The following is a 24641-nucleotide window of genomic DNA, read 5'->3' on the forward strand; positions in this document are numbered from 1 at the left end:
CTCAATTTCAAGTAAGATAAAATCATTTTTTTAAGCAGACAAATTTATAATTTCACTTTTTGTATTTAGGTAATATTTTTTTTGGCTTAGGATTATTTTTATATGAGCAATATTCGCAAACAAAAATATCTGCTATAGATTTATTCTCCAACAGATATTTTATATTTAAAATGATTTCTATGAAATTATAATAATTAAAATGTAATAAGTCCAAGGTGTTCCACTAAAATCTTTAATCCCAGTAGAATAAGTATTAATCCACCTGCTACTTGTGCCTTGTCCTTTAAAGCAATTCCAAAAACTCTTCCTATTCTCACTCCCAAAAATGAAATTACGAAAGTTGTAATACCAATTACAAAAACCGCAAGATATATTTTTATTTTCAAAAAAGCAAAGGACACTCCAACTGCAAGTGCATCAATTGATGTTGCAATGGCAAGCATTAATAAATTTTTAAAATCTAGTCTATCTTCTTCAAATTCACAGGTTTTGTCTTTTGATTCTCTTATCATATTAACCCCAATAATTGACAAAAGTACAAAAGCTATCCAGTGATCCACAGCTTGAAGCTTTTCCGCAAAAATTGAACCCAATAAATAACCTATATAGGGCATTATTGCTTGGAAAACTCCAAAAAACAGTGCAATCACAAAAGACTTTTCTAAAAAATTTTTCTTTGTGGAAAGCCCCTTACATATTGCTGCTGCAAAGGCATCCATAGAAAGCCCAACTCCAATAAAAAATACTGATACTAAATTCATCTTCACTCCCAAAAAAATAGATGCCTTTCAGCATCTATTTTACTTCTAATTTCAAAAAATTATTTAATTAATTCATCTAATCTGTTTTTATCAAATCCAACAATTTGTTCGTCGCCAACGCAGATTACTGGTACTCCAGTGTATCCCATTGCCATTAATTCATTTCTTGCTTCTTTGTCAGTTTGAACATTCTTTTCTTCGAATTCAACTTCTCTTTCTTTTAAATAGTCCTTTGCCATTGTGCAATAAGGACAAGTATTACTTGTATATACTGTTATTTTACTCATTTTATTCCTCCTCATCAGTTCTTTTATTATACTCCAATAGTATAAGTGAATCAAATTATTTAAAATTATTTACAAACATTTAATATTCTTATAATTTATGCTTTGCATGGTCTAATCCATCTTTAAAGATGCATAGGACGTGCTCATCGTCTAATGAATAATAGGCTCTTCTGCCCTTTCTCTTCACTTTTATTAAGTTTTGGTTCCTCAAAAGTGCAAGTTGATGTGATATTGAAGATTGACTCATATCAAGTAAAATTGCAATATCAGATACACATAATGGTCCATTCATGAGCGCATAAATAATCTTAATCCTTGTCGGATCAGATAAAGCTTTGAATATTTGAGAAATTATTTCTATTAAATCCTCTTCCTTGTTAAAATTAAAAATATCTTTCTCCATTTTTTTGGGAATTTCATCTATATACTTATCATTCATTTTTATTTACCCCACACTTTTAAAATTTACACTTAAAATAATAAACTCTTCAAGATTAAGAGTTTCTGCTCTTCTTCTTTCATCAATGCCACTTAATTCAAGAGCCCTTTTTATTTCATCTTTAGTGTAATTTAATTTTGAATTGGAAAGAGAATTCAAAATAGTCTTTCGCCTTGTAGTAAAGGAAGCACGCACAACTTTAAATAAGAATTCCGTATCCACTTCTTCTCTTTTTTTCATTTTCAAGTTGACAACAGCTGAGTCAACATTTGGCTTTGGCATAAAAACTGAACTTGGCACTTGAAATTTATACTTGCAATCTGTGTAATAATTTATAAAAACAGATAGTGAACTATAATCCTTACTGCCAGGTTCCGCCGAAAGTCTCTTTGCAACTTCCTTTTGTACCATTACTGTAATGGAAATTAAATTTACATTTGCTAAAATTAACTTTTCTATTATAGGTGTTGTAACGTAATAAGGTAGGTTTGCAACTACTTTAAAACCCTCGTCACCAAACTCTTCTTTTGTTAGCTTTTTTAGATCTAAGTCGAGGAAATCTCCGTAGATTACTTTTACATTTTCTATATTAAGAGTTTCCTTGTGAAGTTCTCTTAACTTTTCGTCAATCTCTACTGCCACAACTTTTTTTGCACGAAGGGCAAGTTCTTCTGTTAAAGTTCCAACTCCAGGACCAATTTCAAGTACATTGTCCTCTTCGCTTATTTCAGCTGCATCAGCAATTTTTCTGACAATATTTCCATCTATTAAAAAGTTTTGTCCTAAGGACTTTGTAAATCTAAATCCATACTTTGAAAGAATTTCTGAAAGTTTGCTTGGTTTATATAATCTATCTATAAGAATTCACTTCCTTCATGGCCTCTTCAAATTCATCCCTTGTAATCCCAAAGGAATTTAATTTGTGTAGAGTCTTTTTTCCGTTTCCATATCCTATTTTTAAGATTTCAGAAAGTTTTTCACGTCTAGCGCTGGCATCATCAGAATTTATAAGTCGATTTTCAATTAAATCACTCATAGTATATTCGCTGACTACCTTTGTTTTTGTAGCTCGTGCCGCCTTTAATGCCTTTAAAATTTCTTCAGGCGACGCATTTTCCACTCCAATATCTCCATGCTTTGTGGAAACATTTTGAGAAAGGTAGGCGTGTTTTGCACTTGGAATTTCATCTGCAATTCTCTTTCTAATTTGAGAACCCATATAATCTGAGTCTGTGAAGATGATTATTCCCTTTTTCTTTTCTATTTCTTTTAAAAGATTTATTAATTTTTTGCCAAAGGCAAAGCCATGAGTTGTGATAATCTCAGCATCCACAGCCTTTTTGATAGCAATCTCATCATCACGGCCCTCTGCGACAATTACTTCTTTAATTGTCATTTTCATATTCCAAAAAACCTCTTTGTATTTTCTGCTGTAATTTTTTCAATTTCAGATGCTTCCATTTGTCTAAGGTCAGCAATGTATTGACAAGTGAATTTCACAAACTTTGGCTCATTTCTCTTTCCTCTATAAGGAACTGGAGTCATATATGGACAATCTGTTTCGAGAAGTAGTCTATCAAGTGGTACTTCCTTTGCAACTTCCTTAGGAGTTTTTGCATTTTTAAAAGTAACTACACCGCCAAGGGCAATGTAATCGCCCATTTTTATATATTCTCTCATCATTTCCACAGATTGAGAAAAGCAATGAATCAAGGCTTTGAAATCATATTTTTCGTGGGCTTCTTTTAAAATATCAAAGGTATCCTTAGCTGCATCACGAGAATGAATTACAATGTTTTTCTTTAAACTCACTGCAAGCTCAATTTGTCTTTTAAAAACTACCCTTTGCACATATCTCGGTGAATTGTCGTAATGATAATCTAGTCCAATTTCTCCAATTGCAACAACTTTTTTGTCCCTTGAAAGCTCAATAAGCCTTTTTTCTACATCATCGTCATAGGTTATCGCATCATGAGGATGCACTCCAATGGCGGCGTAAATATTTTCATAATTATTAGCCAATTCCACTGACCTTTCTGAAGATGGCAAGTCTGAAGAATTATTTATTACAAGTTCTATTCCATTTTCACTTAAACCTTTAATTAAATCATCACGATCCTCGTCAAAAGCTTCATCATCTAAGTGTACATGCGAATCTATCATATTTTCTCCTAACTAATTTTTGCTCCCGATTTAATGTCAGATAAAGTTGATGCAAGTGTTAAATTTCCTTCGTCATCTGCTGCTGCAAGTAGCATGCCATTAGATTCAACGCCTCTTAATTTAATTGGCTTTAGATTTAAAATCATTAAAATTTTTCTTCCAACTAAATCTTCTTTTTTGTAGTATTCCTTAATTCCAGAAACAATTTGTCTATCCATATCTCCTATTTTTAATTTAAGAACATAGAGCTTATCTGCATTAGGGTGATCTTCAACATCAACAATTTCTGCAACTCTTATATCAAGTTTTGCAAAATCTTCTATACTAACTTCCTTTTTTATACTTTCTTTAACCTCTTCTTTAGCTTCAGTCATAGTTCTTGATTTTAAAAGAGCGGTGTTCTCTTCGTTAAATCTTTCGATTTCAGCCTCAATATCAAGTCTTGGGAAAATAACTTCACCCTTGTTGACCTTTGTACCGTCTTCTAATAAACCAAAGACTCTTGAATCTTCCCAATTAATTTCATCACTTAAACCAAGTTGCTCCCTAATCTTTATAGAAGTATCCTTAATGAAAGGATAAATTAAAACAGAAACTATTCTTAAGCTTTCCGCCAAATTATATAAAACAGTGTTAAGTCTGTCTTTTTTATCTTCATCTTTAGCTAGCTTCCAAGGTTCAGTTTCATCAACATATTTATTGGATCTTCTAATTAATTTCCAAATTGACTCAAGAGCAACAGAAAACTGATAGTGTTCCATTGCTGCTTCGACTTCATCCACAACAGAAACAGCGAGATTTTCCAAATCATCATCAACATCTTCTCTTACGCCCATGTCTTCTATCAAACCATTATTGTATTTGTCAATCATAGAAACAGTTCTTGAAAGAAGATTTCCAAGGTCATTTGCCAAATCAGAGTTAAGTCTTTGCATAAATTTTTCAATATTAAAGGAACCGTCAGAACCAAAAGAAAATTCACGAAGTAAAAAATATTTAAGAGCATCAACGCCATAAAGCTTGATAATTGGTTCAGGGTAAATAACATTTCCCTTAGACTTGCTCATTTTGTCGTTGTCAAATAAAATCCATCCGTGACCAAAAACCTTATCGGGAAGCGGTAAATCAAGTGCCATTAAAAGAGCTGGCCAAATAATAACGTGGAATCTCATTATTTCCTTTCCAACAAAATGGACACTAGCTGGCCAATAAGAATTAAATTTTTCCTTATCAGTGCCATAACCAATAGCTGTCAAATAGCAAGCAAGAGCGTCAATCCACACATAGACAACATGCTTGTCGTCAAAAGGAACCTTAACTCCCCAATCAAAAGTAGACCTAGATACAGAAAGATCCTCAAGACCATCCTTGCCTTCAAAGAAGTTTTTTATCATTTCATTTTTTCTAAAGGCAGGCTCAATAAATTCAGGATGCTCCTCGTAATATTTTAAAAGTCTATCTTTATATTTAGAAAGTCTAAAGAAATAAGATTCCTCGTGAGTTAACTGAGTTTCCCTTCCACAGTCAGGACAAGTTTTGTTTTCGCCAAGTTGTGCCTCAGTCCAAAAAGATTCACAAGGAGTGCAATAATAACCTTCGTACTCGCCCTTATAAATATCTCCCTTGTCATAAAGTTTTTGGAAAATATTTTTAACATCTTCTTCGTGGTCCTCATCAGTGGATCTAACAAAATAGTCGTAGTCAATATCCATAGTCTTCCAAAGTTTTTTGATGTTTTTTACAATTCCATCGACATAATCCTTTGGCTTCATGCCACATTCCTTAGCCTTTTCTTCTATCTTTTGACCATGTTCATCTGTACCAGTAGTAAAGAAAACATCATAGCCCTTAATTTTTTTAAATCTCTTAACGCAATCAACTGCCACAGTGCAGTAAGTATGACCAATGTGAAGATTATCACTTGGATAATAAATTGGCGTTGTAACATAAAATTTCTTATTACTCATAAAACCTCCATAAAAAAACCTAATCCCGTAGGATAAGGTCTTGGCAAAATCTGTCAAAATTCCGATTAAATGCTATCATTATTAAAACAATTATAACTGAACTTAGTCATAAAATCAATTTAACCCTTGATAGTACAAGAAAATAGGTGATTTTTTATGATGAAAATAAATTTGAATTTAACACTATTTTACTTTATATTACTTTCATAAATATTTTTAAGCTCCCCTTCTTTTTTATCCATAATTGCTAAAATTTGCAACATAATTTATATAATATTTTAAATATCTATTTATGTGCAAAAGATTTTACACTGCTTTAAATAAACACAAATTCTTTATCTAATTTAATATCCCTTGTCGAAGTCCACTATATTTTTAAAATCTCCGTCATTTTTTAATGCCTTTAGATTTTGATAGGCTGTGTCAAATTGTCTTTTACCCAAGTCTTCACAGGAGAAGGAAATATGTGGATAGATGTAGACATTTTCCATTTCCCAAAGTGGCGATGACTTGCTTAGCGGTTCTTCTTCAAATACATCAAGTGCCGCTCCCCTTATTTTGCCCGATTTAATTGCATCTACAAGTGCATTTTCATCTATTGTTGCACCCCTTGATATATTCACTATTACTACGCCTTCTTTTAATTTTTCAAAACGTTCTTTGTTTAGTATGTGATGAGTCTTTTCTGTTCCAGGTAGGCACATTATAATATAATCCATGTGTGGCAAAATTTCATCAAGTTCCTCTATTGAATAGACATTATCAAAGGGTTCAACTTTTCTACCGCTTGTATTAAATCCATTTAGCTCCATATCAAAGCCCCTTAATCTCTTTGCTCCAGCTATTGCAATTGTACCTGTGCCCATGAAAAGAGCCTTTTTGCCATATAAGTTGTGGGAAAAACTCCTCTTTTTCCAAATTTTTTTATTTTGATTTTCAATATTTTTTCTATCTTCCTTGTCAATTTGAAGAAGTCCATAGACTATCCACTCTGCAATAGGATCGTCGTATGCCCCGTTGTTGTTGGATAAAACTATTTCTTTTTCTCTAATGTAATTTAAGTCTAAAAAATCAATCCCCACTGATGTCAAAAATATATACTTTAAATTTTTGTGATTTTTATAATTCATATTTTCTAAATTAATAGCGCCAATTAAAATATCTTCGCCATAATCTTCAATTTCATTGGGATTTTTTTCGTCGTAGCCAATTACTTCATAGCCTAATTTTCTTATTGTATCGCCATATTTTCTCGCCATACCTTCGCTTAATAAAACTTTCATTTATTCCTCCACAAAATTCTTTATTGTTTTTACTACAAAATCCTTTTTATCAGTCATGACAGAATGCCCGCAATCATCTAATTTTTCAAACTTTGAACCCAATTCATCTGCCAAAAATCTTCCATCCATGTATGAAATTACTCTATCATCATAACCATGCAAAACCGCACTCCTTGTGTTTAATTTGCCGCCACAATATTTGTAGTCCCTTAAAATTTCTGCAACTTCTTCTAAATTTCTCTGCTTAATTGCAGAATCTATATTTCTTTCAAATTCTTCCTGCCCTGGCATATTAACATTGTATATAAAGGTTTTAAATAAAATTCTAATATTATCTTTTTTTAATTCATCGCCCTTCATGCCCATGCTTGCAAAACTGTCTTCAATTAAATTCATATTAAAGGTCATTAGTCCCTTTAAAATTTCCATGTTTTTTTGAGGATTGATAAAATCAAAATTGCTCAAATATTCTTGAAAATTATTTGCGAGAAGGTCTGCACCATTAATTTTAAAGGGTGCGTAGCCAAAGGGTGCCAGTAAAATTTGATTTTTTATTCTATATTTAATTTCTTCATCCCTTGAAAGTTCAAGAGCAACTCCAGCTCCAAGAGACCATGAAACCATGGTGAAATTATTTATATTAAGTTTTAAAATAAATTCCTTTATGTCTGATGCAAAATCACCTATTGATGTAATTTTGTTGTTGTAAGAGCTATTTCCATATCCTCTCATATCTGGTGCAAAAATATTGTAATTCTTTAAACTTTTAATGACTTCTATAAAACAAGAAGATGAGTACATATTTCCATGTATAAATAAAATATTTTTGTCTGATCTACCTTCATTTTCTAGGTAAAAAATTTTTTCGTCCTTTATATCTATATAATTTCTTTTTAAATTCATCTTCCACCCCTTTTCTATGATTAAATTATATGATAAAGGCGTAATTTAGTAAATAGAGCTATATTGTAAAAATTTTTCAAGTAGATTATAATTAATTAATAAATAATAGAAAGGAGTCTTTATGAGTTTTTTTAGAACATTACCCACAAAACTTAGCTTTAATACAAATGAAAAAATTCAAATTGCCAATGCCGAACTCACTAGCGGTGATTTTGCCATAGCAATTGATATATTAAATGCAACAGACTCTTATATAACTAATATTGAATTTGCTGTAAAGTTTAAATCTATTGAAAAATCTTACCTATTTAACGGAAGAGAATTTTATTTCGCACAATCAGTAAATATCAAACCTTACACTAGGTATTTTTTAGATCCTTTTTTATTAGACGAGAGGTTCTATGATGCAAGGGCAATAGATATTTACATCTCAAAATACACTTGTGATGGCAAAACTATAACTTGTCCTGAAAAAAAATATGAAATGAATCTTCCAGTAATTCCAGAGAAAAAGCGTGCACAAATAAAGGACACCCTTGGAGATGGAATTAAAACTTATGGAGAAAATCAAATTGATTTTTGGCGCTGCGCCTGTGGCTTTATAAATGAAAAAGAACACACCGAGTGTGATTTTTGTGGTAGAAATAAAAGTTTTGTGTTAAACAATTTGACTGAACCACTTATAAATTCAAAAATTTTAAATGTAATTGAAAATACTAGATCCACATCAGATATTAATTTAAAAACATTGGAAACTCACTTAACTCAAACAAATTTATCAAAGATTGCCCCCAATATTGAGAGCCTAAAAAACGACAGGACTAATGACGTGAGCTTAAAAAAGCCAAGGAGATTTTCAGGGAAAATTATCTTCTTTTCCCTAATTTTAATATTTATCTTGGCAATAATTTCTATATTTATAATTAATTTTGCAACAATTTCTCGAAACAAAAATAAAATTGAAGATGCAAGGAGTTTAGCGCTAAGCGGCGAATATAAGGAAGCACTTGAGATTTACAAAGAAGCTACAAAAGAAAAGACAACTCCCGAGATTTCAAATGAAATTGAAAAATTAAAAAAATTAGTTCAATCTGACGAATTTTATAAAAAGGGCATTGCATTTTACAAGGATGAAAATTATATTGACTCTGCCCATAACTTTAAAAAAGTAATCCAAGAAGACGAAAAAAATTATAATTCAGCACAGGACAAGCTTCTTTCCATAGATAATATAATTTTAACTAATGTAAAAAATTTATACACAAAAAATAAAATTAGTGACGCACTTTCACTTTTAAATTCTTATCTTGAAGTTGTACCTGAATCTGCAAAGGCGACAACTTTAAAAAAAGAAATTGAGAGCAAAAATGCAATTGATTTAAACAAAAGCGAAGCTCAAAAGGAAAATTTTGAAAAGGAAAATGACTACACAGATGCAGCACAGACGGCAAAAAAATCTTCAGAACTCCTTCACACTTATAGAAATGTAGTAACAGAAAAGGCAAATTTAAGGAGAGAACCAAGCGTTGATTCTGAAATAATAAAAATTTTGGATAAGGGAACTGAACTCTACATCTTAGAGACAAAAATTGAACAGGGCGAAAGAATTTGGTGCCATGTAGAAGTTAAAAGTACAGTTTCAGGCGAAAATATAAATGGTTGGATCTCTGACAAAACTTTAAATTAAATCTCCACTTTTGTGGGGATTTTTTTAATTTTTAAAAAATGAACCTTTTTACGTCCTAAATAGTCTTATAAGTAGATGCATCCAAAGGAGGATAAAATGATTCAAGATAATAATTTTACCCTAGAAAATTTTGAAAACTTAAAAAATGGTGATAAATATTCCTTTGACCTCCTCTATAATGAGTACAATTTAATATTATATCGCACTGCGCTTCTCATCCTGGGAAACAAAGACGATGCAGAAGATGTACTGCAGGACACCTTCTTATCTATTTACAAAAATATAAATAGCCTCACAAATTTTAATAAACTAAGACCTTGGGTTTTTTCAATTCTAAAAAATTTTTGCTATACAAAATATAAAAAGAAAAAGAGAGAATTTCCAGACGAGTTTGTTTTAGATAAAGCAGATATAGAAAGTGTTTCAAGTGGAGAAGATGAGTTTCTTTTAAATAAAGAAATTGAAGAAGCACTGTTAAAATTAAAGCAAAAGGAAAGGGAAGTTATAGTTCTCTTTTACTACGACGATTTTTCCATTGAAGAAATCGCAGAAATTTGTAAGACCTTTAAGGGCACAGTTAAGTCGCGACTATTTAGAGCTAGAAATAATTTGAAAAAAGAATTGATGAAAATAGGCCAAGATTTTAACGAAAATTTTAGCGAGAAGGAGAACATTTATGAATAATTTTGATGAATATTTAAAAAATAAATTAAGAGAAAGTGTAGAAAATTCTTCTCCTTCTGATTACCTTAAAAACAAAATCGACTTAGAATTAAAGTATACGGAAGATAAAGGAGAATTTAAAATGAAAAAAAGATTTATATTAGTAGCTTTAGCTACGCTTGTACTTTCAATTGGAGTTTTTGCAGCAGGAAAAATTACTGGATCGATTGGATCTTCAAATTCATATTATGATTATACAAATTATACTGATGTGGCAAAGGCTGAAAAGGAAACAGGCATTGACGCAGAAGTACCAGAAAGCTTAGGCTCATATAAATTTGATGGCATAACTTTGGCTGATCTTGCAGATATTGATGATGCTGGTTCAAAATTAAATAAAAGAAAGACTCTTGACGTAACTTATAAAAATGAAAATGGGGAAAAAATAGAACTTTTTATTGATAAATATCCAGAAACTTCAGAACCAATTTCAGAACAACCTTATAAGGAAATGAGAGATATTAATGGAGTGCCAGTTTATTATTCAAGACTTGAAAATTTAGTCCTAGCAGATGAAAAAGATGCAACTCCAGAAGAGCTTGAAAGATCAAAAAAGGATCCCTTCTTTAACCTAGCCTTTGGTTCAAATGAAAGAACAGAATCTGTTTCAAAACATCTAATTTTTCAATACAAGGGTATCCAATATTCCCTTATTGCAGGAGAAAAAATGGATGTAAATGAATATTATGACATGGCAAGAGAAATAATTAAATAAAATAACCAAATAGAATTCTTTATACAAGAAAAGGACCATCTCGGTCCTTTTTTAATTTACGCCGCTCATTTTTTTATACATCTCAATATTTGAGTCATTTAAAAATTCATAGGCTGCATTTATTTTTTGAAATTTTTCCTTTGCTCCCTCTTCTTTATTTAGATCTGGGTGATATTTTTTTGCCATTTTTCTGTATGCAAGTTTAATTTCATATTTGTCTGCAGAATAATTTACGCCGAGAGTGTCGCAGGCACTTTCATATTGTTCTTTAAATCCGTATCCCTGCCCTTGTGACGAACTATTTCCATAATTACCATAATTGCCATAATTGGAACTCTCATCGTCGTAGTATCCATAGCCCGCTTGTCTAAAAAATTCATCAAACTGAGAAAAGTCATCGAAAGTTGTCCAAGTGAATCCGCCAAATTCTTTGAATCTTTGGTTAAATTCTTCTTCTCTTCTCCTTCTCTTTTCTTCCTCTTGTTTAATTCTTTCTCTCTCTTTTTTCTCCCAATATGCTCTTCCATAGCCCGAAATATTTTCAAATTCATTTTCTTTTCCAAGGAGATAATGGTCTGCCCTATCGTAGAAAAATTCAGTTACCATGTAGTGAATATATTTAAGAAAAGATTCTGAAACATTTCCAAGTAATGGCACGATTATCGCGAGCATTATTATCGTAGATAGCCATCTATTGCGAGCAATCCCCACCCATGCAAAGGGATTTAAAAATATTAATATTATTAGGCAACCTCCCATGGATATGACGTATATGAAAAATTTCCTTATGGCAGAAAATAAATCCACGGCAATATTTACTACTACTATTAAAAAAGTTAAGATTAGGTCAAAAAATTTACCCAAGCCCTTATAAAAATATCCTAAAATTTTATTCATTAGCTTTACCTTTTCTATATTCTTCTAAAAATTTGTTGTCTTCAATTACAAGTCCCCACTCATTTGCAAGAAACTCCAAGTGATGAGTAAACTCGTGGAGCAAAACTTCCTCTAGCTTTTCCTTTAAAATCTCCCTTGGTGAAAATCTATACATTTCCATAAAGGAGCCATAATAAATTTTTATCATATTGCCAAGCACGGACCTTTGGTATTCGCCCATTATGAGTAAATCTTCATTGCGAGATTCTTCGTGATATTTAACCTCTTCTGTTAGAATTATACCACCATTTAGATGCTCATAGGCATAGGATGGTATGCTCTCGCAAATTTCTTCCAAAATTTCTTGGACTTCGTCTATCCTCTCTAAATAATATTCGTCGTAGGAACTATTATTTTCTTCAGGACTTTGTTCTAAAAATTCTTCGCTATTTAAAGGTGAAGATTCCTTTTCTTTATTATATAAAATTTCTCTTTCACTTTCATTATCTTCATCAATTTCATTTTCTTTTTCAAAAAATTCATCATTTATTTTTAATGAAATTTTAATTTTATTTTTATCTTCATCGAGGGAAGAATTATCTTCAAGCAAATTTTCATCGCCTTCTATGTAATCACTAAGCATCTTTTCACCTCCAAAATAAAAAACTGTAGAACCCTACAGTTTTATCTACTCTATTTAATTATAATACCCTCAAAAGAAAATTTCTACACATCTTCAAATTCTGCTAAATTCTTGCCTGGCACTGATGCCAATAATTTTTTAGTGTAATCCTCTCTTGGATTTTCAAAAATTTCTTCTGACTTATTGTACTCTACACACTCGCCATGATACATTACAAGCACTTCTTCCGCCACATGTCTTACAACTGAAAGATCGTGAGAAATGAAAATCATACTAAGACCAAGATCTCTTTGCAAATCTTCCATCAAGTTTATTATTTGTGCTTGAATGGAAACATCTAATGCAGAAGTGGGTTCATCTGCCACAATTATTTTTGGATCTACTGCAAGAGCCCTTGCAATAGAAATCCTCTGCCTTTGTCCTCCAGAAAATTCGTGAGGATATCTCTCAGCGTGATATTCTGAAAGCCCGCAAATTTCCATAGTTTCCATAACTTTTTTGTGAATTTTATTTTTATCCCTTTCGCCCACTAAATTTCTTATACCCGATGCAATTATATCTTTGCATTTTTTTCTTGGATTAAGAGAGGAATAGGGGTCTTGAAAAATCATCTGCACTTTTTTTCGATATTCCTTTAGCTCCCTTTGGTTTTCTTTTAAAATATTTTTTCCATTATAAATTATCTCGCCCTTTGCGTCGGGATAAAGACCCATAATACATCTCGCAAGAGTAGATTTTCCTGAGCCACTTTCGCCAACTATGCCAAGGGTATGAGATGTTTTTAAATCAAAGGAAATATCCTTTACTGCCCTTAAAACTTCGCCGCCGTTTATTTTAAATTCTTTATTTAAGTTTTTTACTTCTAAAATTGTTTTATCCATAATATCACCTATACAAGAAACAACTAACTTTGTGACCGTCGATGTCAATTTCCTCTGGAACTTTTTCTTCACAAATTTTCATCTTCTCGTCACATCTGTCGCAGAAGTAGCAACAATCAGGCAAGTTAATTGGATTTGGCACTGAACCTCTAATTGTGTAAAGCTCCTCTTTCTTTTTATATACAGTAGGTATAGCCTTGATAAGTCCCCTAGTATAAGGATGAAGTGGTTCATTAAAAATATCTTCTGCCCTTGCTCTTTCCACCATTTTCCCTGCATACATTACATTTACATAATCGGCAATATCAGATACTACACCAAGGTCGTGAGTTATGAAAATTATAGAAGTGTTCATGTCTTCCTTTAATTTTTTCATTAGCTCCAAAACTTCCTTTTGAATAGTAACATCAAGAGCAGTTGTAGGTTCATCTGCTATTAAAAGTTTTGGCGATGCAGAAAGTGCCATGGCAATCATAATTCTCTGTCGCATTCCTCCAGAAAGTTCGTGAGGATATAAATTGTAGACATCTTCTGCTCTATTTATTTCAACTTTTTTAATCATCTCAAGGGATTTTTCCTTAGCAGTTTTTTTATCTATATTAAAATGAGTTCTATAAACTTCAGACATTTGATAGCCAATTTTTAATGCAGGGTTGAGTGAAGTCATTGGTTCCTGAAAAATCATGGATATTTCCTTTCCCCTAATTTTTCTAAGTTCTTCTGGAGAAAATTCCAAAAGATTTTTCCCTTCAAAATTTATTTCACCAGAAATCTTTTCCAAAGATGATTTGTCAATTAGACCCATTATGGCAAGGGAAGTTACAGATTTTCCCGAACCACTTTCGCCAACTATGGCAGTTGTCATCCCATCGCGTGTATTTATATTAACTTTGTTGACAGCTTTTACTATACCTTGAGAGCTTTTGAAAAAAACTTCAAGATTTTTTATTTCTAATAACATACTACCTCCTGAACTTTGGATCAAAGGCATCTCTAAGAGCATCGCCCACAATATTTAAAACTAAAATTGTAATGGCAATGGCAAGACCCGGAAATAAAGTTATGTGTGGATAATTTCTAATATAGGCTCTCCCTTCAGAAAGCATTTGTCCCCATTCTGCTTCTGGTGGCATAATTCCCATTCCTATAAAGGAAAGAGATGCTGCAGATAAAATCGCCGTTCCAACTCCAATAGTTGCCTGCACAATTATTGGTGCAAAACAATTGGGAAGTATCTCCGCAAAAATTAATTTAAAAGTTTTTACACCAGACAACCTAGCCGATTCAATGTATTCCAAGTTTTTAACAGACATTACCTGACTTCTCACAATCCTTGCATAACTTGGTATAGAAGATAATGAAACTGCTAAAATTAAATTTTTCATTCCGTTACCCAGCGCAGCTGCAAGGGCAATTGCAAGCACAAGTTGTGGAATAGATAAAATTGTATCCATTACCCTCATGATTATAGAGTCAAAAATTCCTTCGTAGTAACCTGCAAAAGCACCGATAATTACTCCAATTATCGTTGAAATTATTACAGATGTAAATCCAATTTTTAGAGAAACCTTCGCTCCGTGAAGGACTCTTGAAAAAATATCTCTTCCAAAATTATCTGTGCCCATTAAGTGAGCACTACTTGGTTTTAAAAAGTTATCCTTAGGAAACTGCTCTGTATAATCATAGGGCGAAAGTACATCGGCAAAAATTGCCGCAAAAATTAATAGAATTAAAATTCCAAGGGCAATTACTGCAATTTTATTTCTGCTGTAATATTTAAAAAAGTTTTTCAATCTCTTTAACATAGTTCACCTACTTGTACTCGGACTTTATTCTTGGATTTATAAATCCATAGAGAATGTCGACAATAATTGAAATCACAGAATAAACTATTGCAATAAGCATAATTGCACCAAGAATTATTGGATAATCCCGAGTTTTTATAGAATCAACCATTAGCCTTCCAATTCCAGGAATGGAGAAAATGGTTTCTGTCAAAATACTTCCACCAAGGAGTCCACCAGCTTGAAGTCCAATAGTAGTTATAACGGGTATCATTGCGTTCTTAAGTGCATGGACAAAAATTATTTTTCTCTTGCTAAGTCCCTTTGCATAAGCAGTCCTGATGTAATCCTTGTCAAGTACATCTAACATTGCAGATCTTGTCATCCTCATAATTACTGCTGAAGACTGAAATCCAAGGGCAAACCAAGGCAATATCATCTGCTTTAAAGATGAAAAACCCGATGCTGGAAGCATTTTTAATTTTGTAGAAAATACTATTATAAGCAAAAGCCCTGACCAAAAAATTGGCATTGCAAGTCCAACCATGCCAAAGGCAGTTATAATCGAGTCTATAAAAGTGTTTTTCTTTAAAGCTGCAATTATGCCAAAGGCAATTCCCATAATTACTGCAATAACAAGAGCTCCACTTGCAAGTTTAATTGTAGTTGGAAAGACTCTAATAAGTGCAGCTGTTACAGATCTACCTGATTGATAACTTGTGCCAAGGTCAAAGTGAAAAATTAAATTCTTTAAATAGTTTCCATATTGAACTATAAAGGGCTGATTTAGCCCCAAACTTTCCCTTATTGCATCTACAGTTTCCTTAGTTGCATTAGGTCCTGCCACTGCAAGAGCAGCATCTCCCGGCGACAAATATAAAAGCGAAAACACTATAAAGCTTACGCCTAAAAGCGTCGGTATTAATATTAAAAGTCTCTTTAATATATATTTAGTCATATCTAATCCTTTCTTTTGTAGAAAAGACAAAATTCACCAAAGAATACCTTGGTGAATTTAAAAAATTATTTTTCTAAAAGATTTACATCTTTAAGTTCTTGTGGATATTTTGGAAGAAGATCTAGTCCTTCAACTCTTTTATTGCCAGCAACAACTGTTTCGCCATAGCAGATGTATAACCATGGATACTCTTTATTGATAAGCTCTTGGGCCCTCTTATAGATGTCAGCCCTCTTCCCTTCATCAATAGTTGAAATACCTTCTTTTATTAAATTATCAAGTTCTTCATTTCCAAAGTACATATAGTTTGGTCCTTGACCCTTATTTGAAGAATGGAAAGGTTGAAAAAGTTCATAATGTGCATCAACAACTGAAGGATTCCAGCTCATGATAAACATATTGTGTTCCTTGTTCTTTAGTGCATCTATAAATGCTCCCCATTCAAGTCTTTGTATATTAAGACCAATGCCATAGTCCTTGAGTTGAGCTTGCATCATTGTTGCCACATTTACCCTTTGAGTGTTGTCGGATGTATAAATGGAAAGATTTGTCCCTTCGCCCATTCCTGCAGCTGCAAAAAGTTCCTTTGCCCTTTCTTTATTCACAACATTTGGTTTAAGTGAATCTGCAATAGAGTATTTAAAGTTTGGATTAATTGCACTTGTAGCAAGTTTTCCACTATTCATATATACAGTTTCAAAAATTGAATTCATGTCAATTGCATTTACCATAGCTTCTCTAGCTTCTTTTTTGTCAAAAGGAGCTTTGTCCATGTTAAATCCAATAAAATGAACTGAATTATCTAATTTTCTATAAAGTTTTAAATCCTTATTTTCTTCAATATTTGGAATTTCTGATGGATCTACTTTATATGCAAGGTCAACTCCACCACTTTCAAGTTCAATAATTCTTTGGGAAGCTTCTGGTATTACTTTCATTTCTATTCCAGAAATCTTTGGAGCATCACCCCAATAATTTTTATTTACAGAAAAGTTTGCGTGATCATTTTGAACCCATTCATCTAATACGAAAGGTCCAGTGCCCATTGGTGCATTGGCAAGATCTGCTCCACCTTCTACATATTTTTTAGACAAAATAGAAACAGCTGGATGTGAAAGTGAGTTCAAAAAAGCTGCATCTGGTTCAGTTAATTTAAAGGAGAAAGTTAAATCATCTTCTTTTTTGTAAGAATTAGGATCAATTTTTCCATAAAAAGATTTAAACTTTTCACTTGCTGCCGCTCTTTGTAAAGTAAATATTACATCGTCAACAGTAAGTGGATCTCCATTGGAGAATTTAACTCCATCCCTAATTTTTATCTTAAAACTTTGCGGATCTGGATTCTCAATTGACTCTGCAATAGAATTTACAAGTTCGCCCTTTGAATTTCTTTTTACTAAAGTGTCGTAAACCTGAATTAATATATTTTCTGCATAGTCGTCGTTTAATTCATTAGTTTCAAGAGTTTGTGCGTCTTCTGAAACTGCAACCTTTAAGACCTTTCCTTCAGCCTTGGCATCTTCTTTTTTCGAACAAGCTACCATAAAAAGCGAAAGTGCTAAAAGCATTGCTATAATTATTTTTTTCTTCATTATCATCTTCCTTTCTTTTTATTATACTCTTCTTATATTAGCTCCAAGGCGTCTAAATTTTTCTTCGATTTTTTCGTAACCTCTGTCAATGTGGTGAACTTCAGAAATTTCTGTTTCACCTTCAGAAACTAATCCTGCGAGAATAAGCGCAGCTCCTGCTCTTAAATCTGTCGCAGCAACCTTGGATCCATATAGCTTACTCTTACCCAATAGTATAGCTTCTCTATCTACTACTTTGATTTTTGCTCCCATTTTTTTTAGTTCATCTGCGTGCATAAATCTATTTTCGAAAACTGTTTCGATAATAGCAGATTGCCCATCAGCTTGAGTTAATAGAGCCATAAATTGTGCCTGCAAATCAGTTGGAAATCCTGGATGAGGAAGAGTTTTTATTTCAATTGGTTTTATTTCTTTAGTTCCAATTACCCTAATCTTATCGTCATTTTCAATAATTTTTGCACCAGTTTCCGCTAATTTTGCAATAACTGGTTTTAAGTGAGAAACAATAACATTTTCTATTGTAATGTCGCCACCAGTGATTGCAGCGGCAACCATAAAAGTACCTGCTTCAATTCTGTCTGGTATTACCTGATGAGTGCATCCTCCAAGTTTTTCCACTCCCCTAATTCTAATAGTTGAAGTGCCTGCTCCCATTACCTTTGCACCCATTTTATTTAAAAAGTTTGCAAGGTCGACAATTTCCGGTTCCATGGCACAGTTTTCCATTACAGTTTCTCCCTCAGCTAAAACTGCAGCAGTCATAATATTTTCAGTTGCGCCAACTGATGGGAAGTCCAAATATATTTTCGTGCCAACTAATTTTTCGCACTCAGCTTTTATTTCTCCATGAGTCATTTCAATATTTGCACCTAAGGCTCTAAAACCCTTTAGGTGTAAGTCTATTGGCCTTGAGCCAATGTTACATCCACCTGGAAGAGAATTATATGCCTTGTTTAATTTTGCAAGAAGTGGTCCCATTACCAAAAAGGATGCCCTCATCTTGCTCATAAGTTCATAATCTGTTTTATAAGAATTAAGTCCACTTGGATCAATAATTAATCTATTTCCTTCTTTATTTATTTTGAGGCCTAATTTTCTCAAAACTTCTGTTATTATCTCAACATCCTTGAGTTCAGGTACATCTTCTAATATTATTTCTTCCGTTCCAAGTATTGTAGCTGCAAGTATTGGTAGAGCAGCATTTTTTGCACCTGATATTCTTACATTGCCCTTTAGTGGGCCATTTGGTCTTACTAAAATTTTATCCAAAAGGATTCCTCCTATATTCTTTTATTTATATCCATTTAATTATATCATAGAGCCATAAAATATTTAAGAAATTAAAATTATCACTTTTAATAAAAAATATTATTTGTTAAAATAAGTTATTAATTAGTTAATGAAGGAGGCTTTTATGAAGGAATTTATACAAGAAAAATACAAGGACATTAAGGAGTCCATTTATTCAGTTAACTATTTGAGCAAATACCCTGATTTTATAAATTTTGGTGTAGGCGATCCTGATTTAACGACCCATGAGATGATTATAAAAGAAGCCTACGATTCACAAATCGCAGGTCATACTCACTACGAAAATCCTCAAGGCTACCTTGGTCTAAGAGAAGAAATTTCAAAAGCCTACAAAGAAGATTTTGATGTAAAATGCGACCCATCAGAAATTTTAATAACAATGTCCGGCACCGAAGCCATGTATATAATTTTAGAAGTAATTCTTAACCCTGGCGAAGAAGTAATTGTGCCTTCGCCTTATTTTAGCGTCTATCCAGACCAAATAAAAATGGCAGGTGGCGTTCCAGTTATATATGAAACAAAGTTTGAAAATGAGTTTAACATTGAGCCAAGGGAAATTGAAAAATTAATAAATAAAAAAACTAAGGCAATAATAATTAATACGCCAAACAATCCAACAGGTTCAGTGTATAGCGACGAAACATTAAAAGAAATTTATGAGTTGGCAAAAAAATATAATTTAATTGTAATTTGCGATGATATCTACACAATCTATTCCTATGAAAGCAAATTCAAGCCAATGATTTCTTACGACCCAGAATTTAAAAATGTAATTTCTATTTCTTCCATGTCAAAGGATTATGTAATGACTGGATGGAGACTTGGCGCCATAGTAGCACATAAAGATCTCATAAGTGCAATGACTTACGTCCACGAAAACATAGTATATGCAGTTCCAACTATTTGTCAGTATGCTGGTGCAATGGGCATAGCTAATAGAAAAACAATTTGTCCACCACTTTATGAGGAATATAAAGAGAGAATGTATCTAGCTTACGACAGATTAAAAAAATTAAATTATGTTGAAGTCCTAAAACCAAAGGGAACCTTTTATATCTTTCCAAAAATTACCATACCTGGCATGACTACTGATGAAATTGTAAAAGAAATTTTGGAAAAGGCACATGTGAATTTAATAAATGGATCGGCATTTGGTCCAGCTGGCGAAGGATTTATAAGAATTGCAGTAACTGTCAATAAGGATAAAATAAACGAAGCCTTTGACAGAATAGAAAAATTAGATATATTTAAAAAATAAAATAAAAAGACTGAGCAAAATGATATATTGCATATCAACTCAGTCTTTTTTACATGAACTTTAAGATTAAACCATAAATAATTGGAATAAAAATTGCTGGAGTCAAGTTCGCAAGTTTAAAGTCCACAAGTTTTAACATATAAAAACAAATGGCAATAATCATCACGCCACCTGTTCCCGACAAGTTTGCTGCTACTTCTGGAGTAAATACTGGAAGCAAAAATCCTGACAGAACCACTAAAATACCTTGATATATAAAAACTGGTATCGCAGAAAAAGATACTCCCTTGCCAAAAGTTGTGGCAAAGAAAAATGCTGTTAATCCATCCATAACCGCCTTGGCAAATAGGATGTCATTGTCCCCCTTTACTCCTGCATCAATACATCCAAGTATTCCCATTGAACCAACGCAAAATATTAAACTTGTAGTTATAAAACCTTCTGAAAATGTTGTGTCCTCAGGATTTATAAACCTGTTTTTTATAAAGTCCGTAAATTTATTTATTCTGTCATCTATTTTTAATAATTCGCCAATTGCAACCCCTAGAACTATGGAAATTATCACGACAATAATTTCTCCTTCCAAAGATGATCTCACTCCAATAATTAGTACGCAAACTGGCAAAAATTTCATTATTGAATCCTGAATACTTTTTGGGAATTTGTCGCCAACAAAGGAGCCCAAAAGTCCAAGGACTAAAACACTTATTGCATTTACAAAAACTCCCAACATATTGCTACCTCCCTATTTTATTTTCTCTGCCATAATAAAATAAATATTGATTGGCAAAACCTGCATTTTTGCCAAATACTTCACGTCCTCGCATTGCAATTTTTGATTTTGGTGTTTCTTCTTTTAAGTATAATTCTTCCATTACTCTTTTTATCCAAACATCCACAGGAAAAGACTCCTTTCTGTCAAAGGCAAAGAGAAGAATGCAGTCGGCAACTTTTGGCCCAACTCCCGGCAAAACTTGAAGAGCAGCCCTTGCATCTTCTAAGTTCATTTTTTCGATTTCATCAATACTTACAATTCCACTATTTATTAAATTTGCCGTTTCCACAATTCTCACGTCGCGAAATCCAACGCTTGCAAATTCACGAAGGTCCTCTGGCTTTGCCTTAGAAAGTTCTTCAGCACTTGGAAAAGAAAAATATTTTCTATTTTCATCTTCTCCTAAAAATTTCCCATACATTTCAGAAATTTTTTCGATGGATTTTTTTATCCTTGGTATTTGATTGTTTGCAGAAATTATAAAAGAAATAATTGTCTCAAACTTGTCTTGATTTAAAATTCTTATGCCCTTGCCATATTCCGTTGCACTTTTCATGACATCGTCCTTAGAAAGCTCCCCTATTACCCTTTTATAATCCCTGTCGAGGTCAAAGTAATTGTAAAAAATTTCATCAAAGGAATTTTTATCCACATCCTTTAATAAAATTTTACCGTCTAATTTTTTAGCATTGGCAACTTTGCCATGAGTAATAAAGGTAAAAGAACCATCAGCCTCTTCATACCATCTAAAAGCTTGACCACAAGTAAAAACATCCCTTGGGTCAAATTCCTCTAATTCACTAATAATGAAAAAATTTCCATCAAAATCAATCTTCATTAAAATTTAAACTCCCTAAATAAAAAACCTATTAATAAATAATAGGTCAGCTAATTTCTTTCATAAAATAAGAAAGTGTTAGAAGTGAATCGTTAAGCCTTATGTTTTCAACCGCTACGCCAGCGGGCGCTTTTAAGTCGTAGGGTGCAAAATTCCAGATTCCCTTTACTCCTGCATCAATAGCTCTTTTTGCTACATCTTCACAAAACTTCTTGGGCACAGTTATTATTGCAACCTCAACCTTCTCATCTCTTATGTATTTTTCCAAACACTTAATACTTCTTACCTTAATTCCGCTTATATCTTCAATATCTTCCCTTATATCAAAGAGGGAAATAACATTAAAACCAGAATCTCTAAAGCCCTTGTACCTTGCAATTGCTTGTCCAAGTCTACCAGCCCCTATGACAATGCTATTGTAAGTTTTATCTATTCCAAGAATTTTATCCACTTGTTCCCTTAGCGCCTTTGTGTTATAGCCATAACCTTGTTGACCAAATCCGCCAAAATTATTTAAGTCCTGTCTAATTTGCGAAGCACTAAATCCAGTGATATAACTAAGTTCTTTAGAAGAAACTCTTTCAATTCCTCTGTCTATTAACTCTTTTAAATACCTGTGATAAACTGGCATTCTCCTTATAACCGTTTCAGAAATACCCCTTGCATTCTTTGGCAAATCAACACCCCCTAATTGTTTACATTATAACAATCTTTCTTGTTTTTGTAAATTAAAGCAAATACATTAATTACAAGTCATTATTGTGATTTAGCCGAAAAAGTTTTAACTTATTCAAACAAAAACTCCTATTGCTAAGATTATTGCAGATGGAATCATAATAATTCGCCCAAATAATTCTAAGAAGTTCTCCAAATTTTTATCTTCTCTATAATCCCTTAAATTTTTCGGTATACCTAAAGTCAATCCAAGCGCCACAAATATAAATCCCAAACATCTTAATATATCCAAATTATTTCTCCCTTAAGTCAAAAAAATTTTCTGCAATCATACACCTAATAGAACCGCCACCATATTTTGAGATAGTTTCTACATCAATTGGAAGAATAAAATCATATTTTTCAATTGTCTTTTTGTGTTCATCAGTCAAAGCGTTAAATCCAGATTTTGAAATCACGAGGATATTTTTGTCCTCGCCCTTTAATTCAATTGAATTTCCTGCGTAATTATTAAATTCATCTTCAGTAAGAGAGATTATTTCCTTGCCAGAATCCCCTAGAGATTTTAAAACTTCATCTCTATTTTCACTAATCAAATTATCTGCAATTATTGCAAACTTTTTTCCCACCATCATTAGCACATTTGTGTGGTAAATATCTACACCTTTGTCCCTAGATCTAAAATAAACTGGCTTTAAATTAAACCTCTTTGCAAATTTCAAAAATTCATCTTTGTTACAGCGTTTTGAAAGACTTCCATAGCAAATATTATTCCATCTATCTATTACAACAGCGCCAGTTCCTTCTAAAACTCTTCCCTCTTTGTTTCTAAAATCAATTACTTCAGCCCTATTGTAATCAATGATTTTTTTAAGCTGTGGCAAAATTTTATCATATTCTTTATTTCTGTTTTCTGCATACATTTCCGATACAAAAACTTTCCCTGGAAAAGTTACAAAGACATTGTTGGGAAAAATCGAATCAGGAGTAGTCTTGTCAAAATCTTCAATCACGTCCACATAAATTTTGTTTTTGCGAAGAAGACTAACAGCATCATCAAATTCCCTTAACGCAAAACTTTTTATTTCATCTTCAGAAGTTTTCTTTGGACTAATCTGATAAATATTGTCCCTTGCCGTCTCTTTATTAAAAGTAAAGGCGTAGGGTCTAACTAAAATCACTCTATTTGTTACCATTATTCTCTCCTTTCCTACATTATAACAAATTTAAAAATAAAAAACTCTCCATAATAGAGAGTCAAAAATTTATTCATAGAAATTTATTACATTTTCAATTAAAAGAAGATTAGTTATACTTCCAATGCCACCTGGCACTGGAGAATAGGCTTTAATTTTTCCATCGACAGATTTTTCGTCGAGGTCGCCCCTATATTTTCCTTCACTATTTTTTGACGTGCCAATGTCGATTACAGTTGCATCCTCGTTAAAATAACTTACATCTAAAGTTTCAGCACGACCCATTGCAGTGAAAATTATCTCTGCTGCCCTTGTGTGCTTTTTAAGGTCCACTGTCCCCACATGACATATTGTAACAGTGGCAAGATCCCTTAAAAGATACATCATAAGAGGTTTCCCCACAACATTTGAGTGATTGATAATAACTGTATCCTTTCCCCTTAACTCATAACCATAAAACTTTAAAAGTTCATAGGCAGCCTTTGGTGCAAGAGGAATAAATCCGCTTACATCGCCACTAAAAACTCTAGCCCTATTTATTGGGTGCATACAATCCACATCTTTTTTTGGGTCAATGGTAAGAGATATTTTTTCTTCGTCAAAACTTTCAGGAAGAGGTCTAAAAATAATTATTCCGCCAACTTTATCATCATCATTTAACTTTTTTATTCTTTCAATTACTTCATCTTCACTTGCATCCCCTTTAAACTCATTAGAATCAACACCAACGCCAAGTTTATCCGCAGTCTTTTTTATTCCCTTTTCATAGGCAATACTGCCGTAATCGTCGCCCACTCTTATAGTAGAAAGAATTGGCTTAGATTTTAGTTTTTTCACTTTTTCAATTAAACTATCACTTTTTTTCTCCACATAGTCCTTAGCATATAAAATCTTAGTCATTTTTCACCTCAATTCAGTTTTTAGAT

The 24641-nt window shown here is 32.5% G+C and carries 27 protein-coding genes; 4 read left to right on the forward strand and 23 right to left on the reverse strand.

Features of this window, described 5'->3' with window-relative positions:
* Window positions 1–194 precede the first annotated feature (194 nt).
* The 9 genes from ACQRC6_RS03925 to ACQRC6_RS03965 form a co-directional block, all read right to left on the reverse strand.
* Window positions 195–761 carry a manganese efflux pump MntP family protein gene (locus ACQRC6_RS03925; protein ID WP_427847835.1) on the reverse strand — a complete coding sequence of 189 codons (567 nt, stop codon included), beginning with the start codon at window positions 759–761 and terminating at the stop codon, window positions 195–197.
* Between the two features lie 59 nt (window positions 762–820).
* A complete protein-coding gene (locus ACQRC6_RS03930; protein WP_427847836.1) occupies window positions 821–1048 on the reverse strand; it encodes a glutaredoxin family protein in 228 nt (75 codons plus the stop codon).
* An 88-nt stretch (window positions 1049–1136) separates the two neighbouring features.
* A complete protein-coding gene (locus ACQRC6_RS03935; protein WP_427847837.1) occupies window positions 1137–1487 on the reverse strand; it encodes an ArsR/SmtB family transcription factor in 351 nt (116 codons plus the stop codon).
* A 6-nt stretch (window positions 1488–1493) separates the two neighbouring features.
* Window positions 1494–2351, reverse strand: a complete 858-nt coding sequence (gene rsmA / locus ACQRC6_RS03940) for a 16S rRNA (adenine(1518)-N(6)/adenine(1519)-N(6))-dimethyltransferase RsmA (protein WP_427847897.1) — start codon at window positions 2349–2351, stop codon at window positions 1494–1496.
* Window positions 2338–2889: a ribonuclease M5 gene (gene rnmV / locus ACQRC6_RS03945; RefSeq protein WP_427847838.1), complete on the reverse strand. Its 552-nt coding sequence runs from the start codon at window positions 2887–2889 to the stop codon at window positions 2338–2340. The genes rsmA and rnmV overlap by 14 nt, the downstream gene beginning before the upstream one ends.
* Window positions 2886–3650, reverse strand: a complete 765-nt coding sequence (locus ACQRC6_RS03950; protein WP_427847839.1) for a TatD family hydrolase — start codon at window positions 3648–3650, stop codon at window positions 2886–2888. The genes rnmV and ACQRC6_RS03950 overlap by 4 nt, the downstream gene beginning before the upstream one ends.
* A gap of 8 nt (window positions 3651–3658) precedes the next feature.
* Window positions 3659–5617 (reverse strand): methionine--tRNA ligase, encoded by a 1959-nt coding sequence (metG, locus tag ACQRC6_RS03955; protein ID WP_320849845.1) that lies wholly within the window; start codon window positions 5615–5617, stop codon window positions 3659–3661.
* Between the two features lie 344 nt (window positions 5618–5961).
* Window positions 5962–6900, reverse strand: coding sequence for a phosphoglycerate dehydrogenase (locus tag ACQRC6_RS03960; protein ID WP_427847840.1), 939 nt, complete (start codon window positions 6898–6900; stop codon window positions 5962–5964).
* On the reverse strand, window positions 6901–7803 hold the full coding sequence (locus ACQRC6_RS03965) for an alpha/beta fold hydrolase (protein WP_427847841.1): 903 nt from the start codon (window positions 7801–7803) through the stop codon (window positions 6901–6903). It lies immediately after the preceding gene.
* Between the two features lie 121 nt (window positions 7804–7924).
* Between ACQRC6_RS03965 and ACQRC6_RS03970 the strand changes: the two genes are divergently transcribed.
* From ACQRC6_RS03970 to ACQRC6_RS03980, 3 genes are all read left to right on the forward strand, one after another.
* Window positions 7925–9490 (forward strand): SH3 domain-containing protein, encoded by a 1566-nt coding sequence (locus ACQRC6_RS03970; RefSeq protein WP_427847842.1) that lies wholly within the window; start codon window positions 7925–7927, stop codon window positions 9488–9490.
* A 96-nt stretch (window positions 9491–9586) separates the two neighbouring features.
* Entirely contained in the window at window positions 9587–10174 is a 588-nt protein-coding gene (locus ACQRC6_RS03975) for an RNA polymerase sigma factor (RefSeq protein WP_427847843.1), read from the forward strand.
* Window positions 10167–10928 carry a hypothetical protein gene (locus tag ACQRC6_RS03980; RefSeq protein ID WP_427847844.1) on the forward strand — a complete coding sequence of 254 codons (762 nt, stop codon included), beginning with the start codon at window positions 10167–10169 and terminating at the stop codon, window positions 10926–10928. The genes ACQRC6_RS03975 and ACQRC6_RS03980 overlap by 8 nt, the downstream gene beginning before the upstream one ends.
* Before the next feature lie 51 nt (window positions 10929–10979).
* Here ACQRC6_RS03980 and ACQRC6_RS03985 read toward each other — a convergent pair whose 3' ends face one another.
* From ACQRC6_RS03985 to murA, 8 genes are all read right to left on the reverse strand, one after another.
* Window positions 10980–11825, reverse strand: coding sequence for a DnaJ domain-containing protein (locus ACQRC6_RS03985; RefSeq protein ID WP_427847845.1), 846 nt, complete (start codon window positions 11823–11825; stop codon window positions 10980–10982).
* Entirely contained in the window at window positions 11818–12447 is a 630-nt protein-coding gene (locus tag ACQRC6_RS03990; protein ID WP_427847846.1) for a metallopeptidase family protein, read from the reverse strand. Before ACQRC6_RS03990 ends, ACQRC6_RS03985 begins: the two co-directional genes overlap by 8 nt.
* 83 nt (window positions 12448–12530) lie before the next feature.
* Window positions 12531–13331: an ATP-binding cassette domain-containing protein gene (locus ACQRC6_RS03995; protein ID WP_427847898.1), complete on the reverse strand. Its 801-nt coding sequence runs from the start codon at window positions 13329–13331 to the stop codon at window positions 12531–12533.
* Between the two features lies 1 nt (window position 13332).
* Entirely contained in the window at window positions 13333–14289 is a 957-nt protein-coding gene (locus tag ACQRC6_RS04000) for an ABC transporter ATP-binding protein (protein ID WP_427847847.1), read from the reverse strand.
* Between the two features lies 1 nt (window position 14290).
* Window positions 14291–15133, reverse strand: coding sequence for an ABC transporter permease (locus ACQRC6_RS04005; protein ID WP_427847848.1), 843 nt, complete (start codon window positions 15131–15133; stop codon window positions 14291–14293).
* Window positions 15134–15140: 7 nt separating this feature from the next.
* Window positions 15141–16070 carry an ABC transporter permease gene (locus tag ACQRC6_RS04010; protein WP_293559469.1) on the reverse strand — a complete coding sequence of 310 codons (930 nt, stop codon included), beginning with the start codon at window positions 16068–16070 and terminating at the stop codon, window positions 15141–15143.
* Between the two features lie 65 nt (window positions 16071–16135).
* Complete coding sequence (locus tag ACQRC6_RS04015) at window positions 16136–17662, reverse strand: ABC transporter substrate-binding protein (RefSeq protein ID WP_427847849.1); 1527 nt, start codon at window positions 17660–17662, stop codon at window positions 16136–16138.
* A gap of 21 nt (window positions 17663–17683) precedes the next feature.
* Window positions 17684–18931 (reverse strand): UDP-N-acetylglucosamine 1-carboxyvinyltransferase, encoded by a 1248-nt coding sequence (gene murA, locus ACQRC6_RS04020; protein ID WP_427847850.1) that lies wholly within the window; start codon window positions 18929–18931, stop codon window positions 17684–17686.
* Window positions 18932–19076: 145 nt separating this feature from the next.
* Between murA and ACQRC6_RS04025 the strand changes: the two genes are divergently transcribed.
* Complete coding sequence (locus ACQRC6_RS04025) at window positions 19077–20231, forward strand: aminotransferase class I/II-fold pyridoxal phosphate-dependent enzyme (RefSeq protein ID WP_427847851.1); 1155 nt, start codon at window positions 19077–19079, stop codon at window positions 20229–20231.
* A gap of 49 nt (window positions 20232–20280) precedes the next feature.
* On the opposite strand, the gene ACQRC6_RS04030 is transcribed toward ACQRC6_RS04025, so the two are convergent.
* The 6 genes from ACQRC6_RS04030 to ACQRC6_RS04055 all read right to left on the reverse strand — a co-directional run bounded on the left by ACQRC6_RS04030 (window position 20281) and on the right by ACQRC6_RS04055 (window position 24615).
* Window positions 20281–20964 (reverse strand): DUF554 domain-containing protein, encoded by a 684-nt coding sequence (locus tag ACQRC6_RS04030; RefSeq protein ID WP_427847852.1) that lies wholly within the window; start codon window positions 20962–20964, stop codon window positions 20281–20283.
* Window positions 20965–20968: 4 nt separating this feature from the next.
* The gene (locus tag ACQRC6_RS04035; RefSeq protein WP_427847853.1) at window positions 20969–21844 is read right to left on the reverse strand and encodes a DNA-3-methyladenine glycosylase family protein; all 876 of its coding nucleotides are present in this window, start codon (window positions 21842–21844) and stop codon (window positions 20969–20971) included.
* Window positions 21845–21890: 46 nt separating this feature from the next.
* On the reverse strand, window positions 21891–22520 hold the full coding sequence (locus ACQRC6_RS04040) for a redox-sensing transcriptional repressor Rex (protein ID WP_427847854.1): 630 nt from the start codon (window positions 22518–22520) through the stop codon (window positions 21891–21893).
* A gap of 114 nt (window positions 22521–22634) precedes the next feature.
* Window positions 22635–22811, reverse strand: a complete 177-nt coding sequence (locus tag ACQRC6_RS04045; RefSeq protein ID WP_427847855.1) for a hypothetical protein — start codon at window positions 22809–22811, stop codon at window positions 22635–22637.
* Window position 22812: 1 nt separating this feature from the next.
* Window positions 22813–23715 (reverse strand): arginine deiminase-related protein, encoded by a 903-nt coding sequence (locus ACQRC6_RS04050; RefSeq protein WP_427847856.1) that lies wholly within the window; start codon window positions 23713–23715, stop codon window positions 22813–22815.
* A 69-nt stretch (window positions 23716–23784) separates the two neighbouring features.
* Window positions 23785–24615: a bifunctional 5,10-methylenetetrahydrofolate dehydrogenase/5,10-methenyltetrahydrofolate cyclohydrolase gene (locus ACQRC6_RS04055; protein WP_427847857.1), complete on the reverse strand. Its 831-nt coding sequence runs from the start codon at window positions 24613–24615 to the stop codon at window positions 23785–23787.
* Between the last annotated feature and the right edge of the window lie 26 nt (window positions 24616–24641).

Origin of the sequence: Peptoniphilus sp. SGI.035 (genome assembly GCF_050315115.1) — a bacterium.
Classification (GTDB): Bacteria; Bacillota; Clostridia; order Tissierellales; family Peptoniphilaceae; genus Peptoniphilus_A.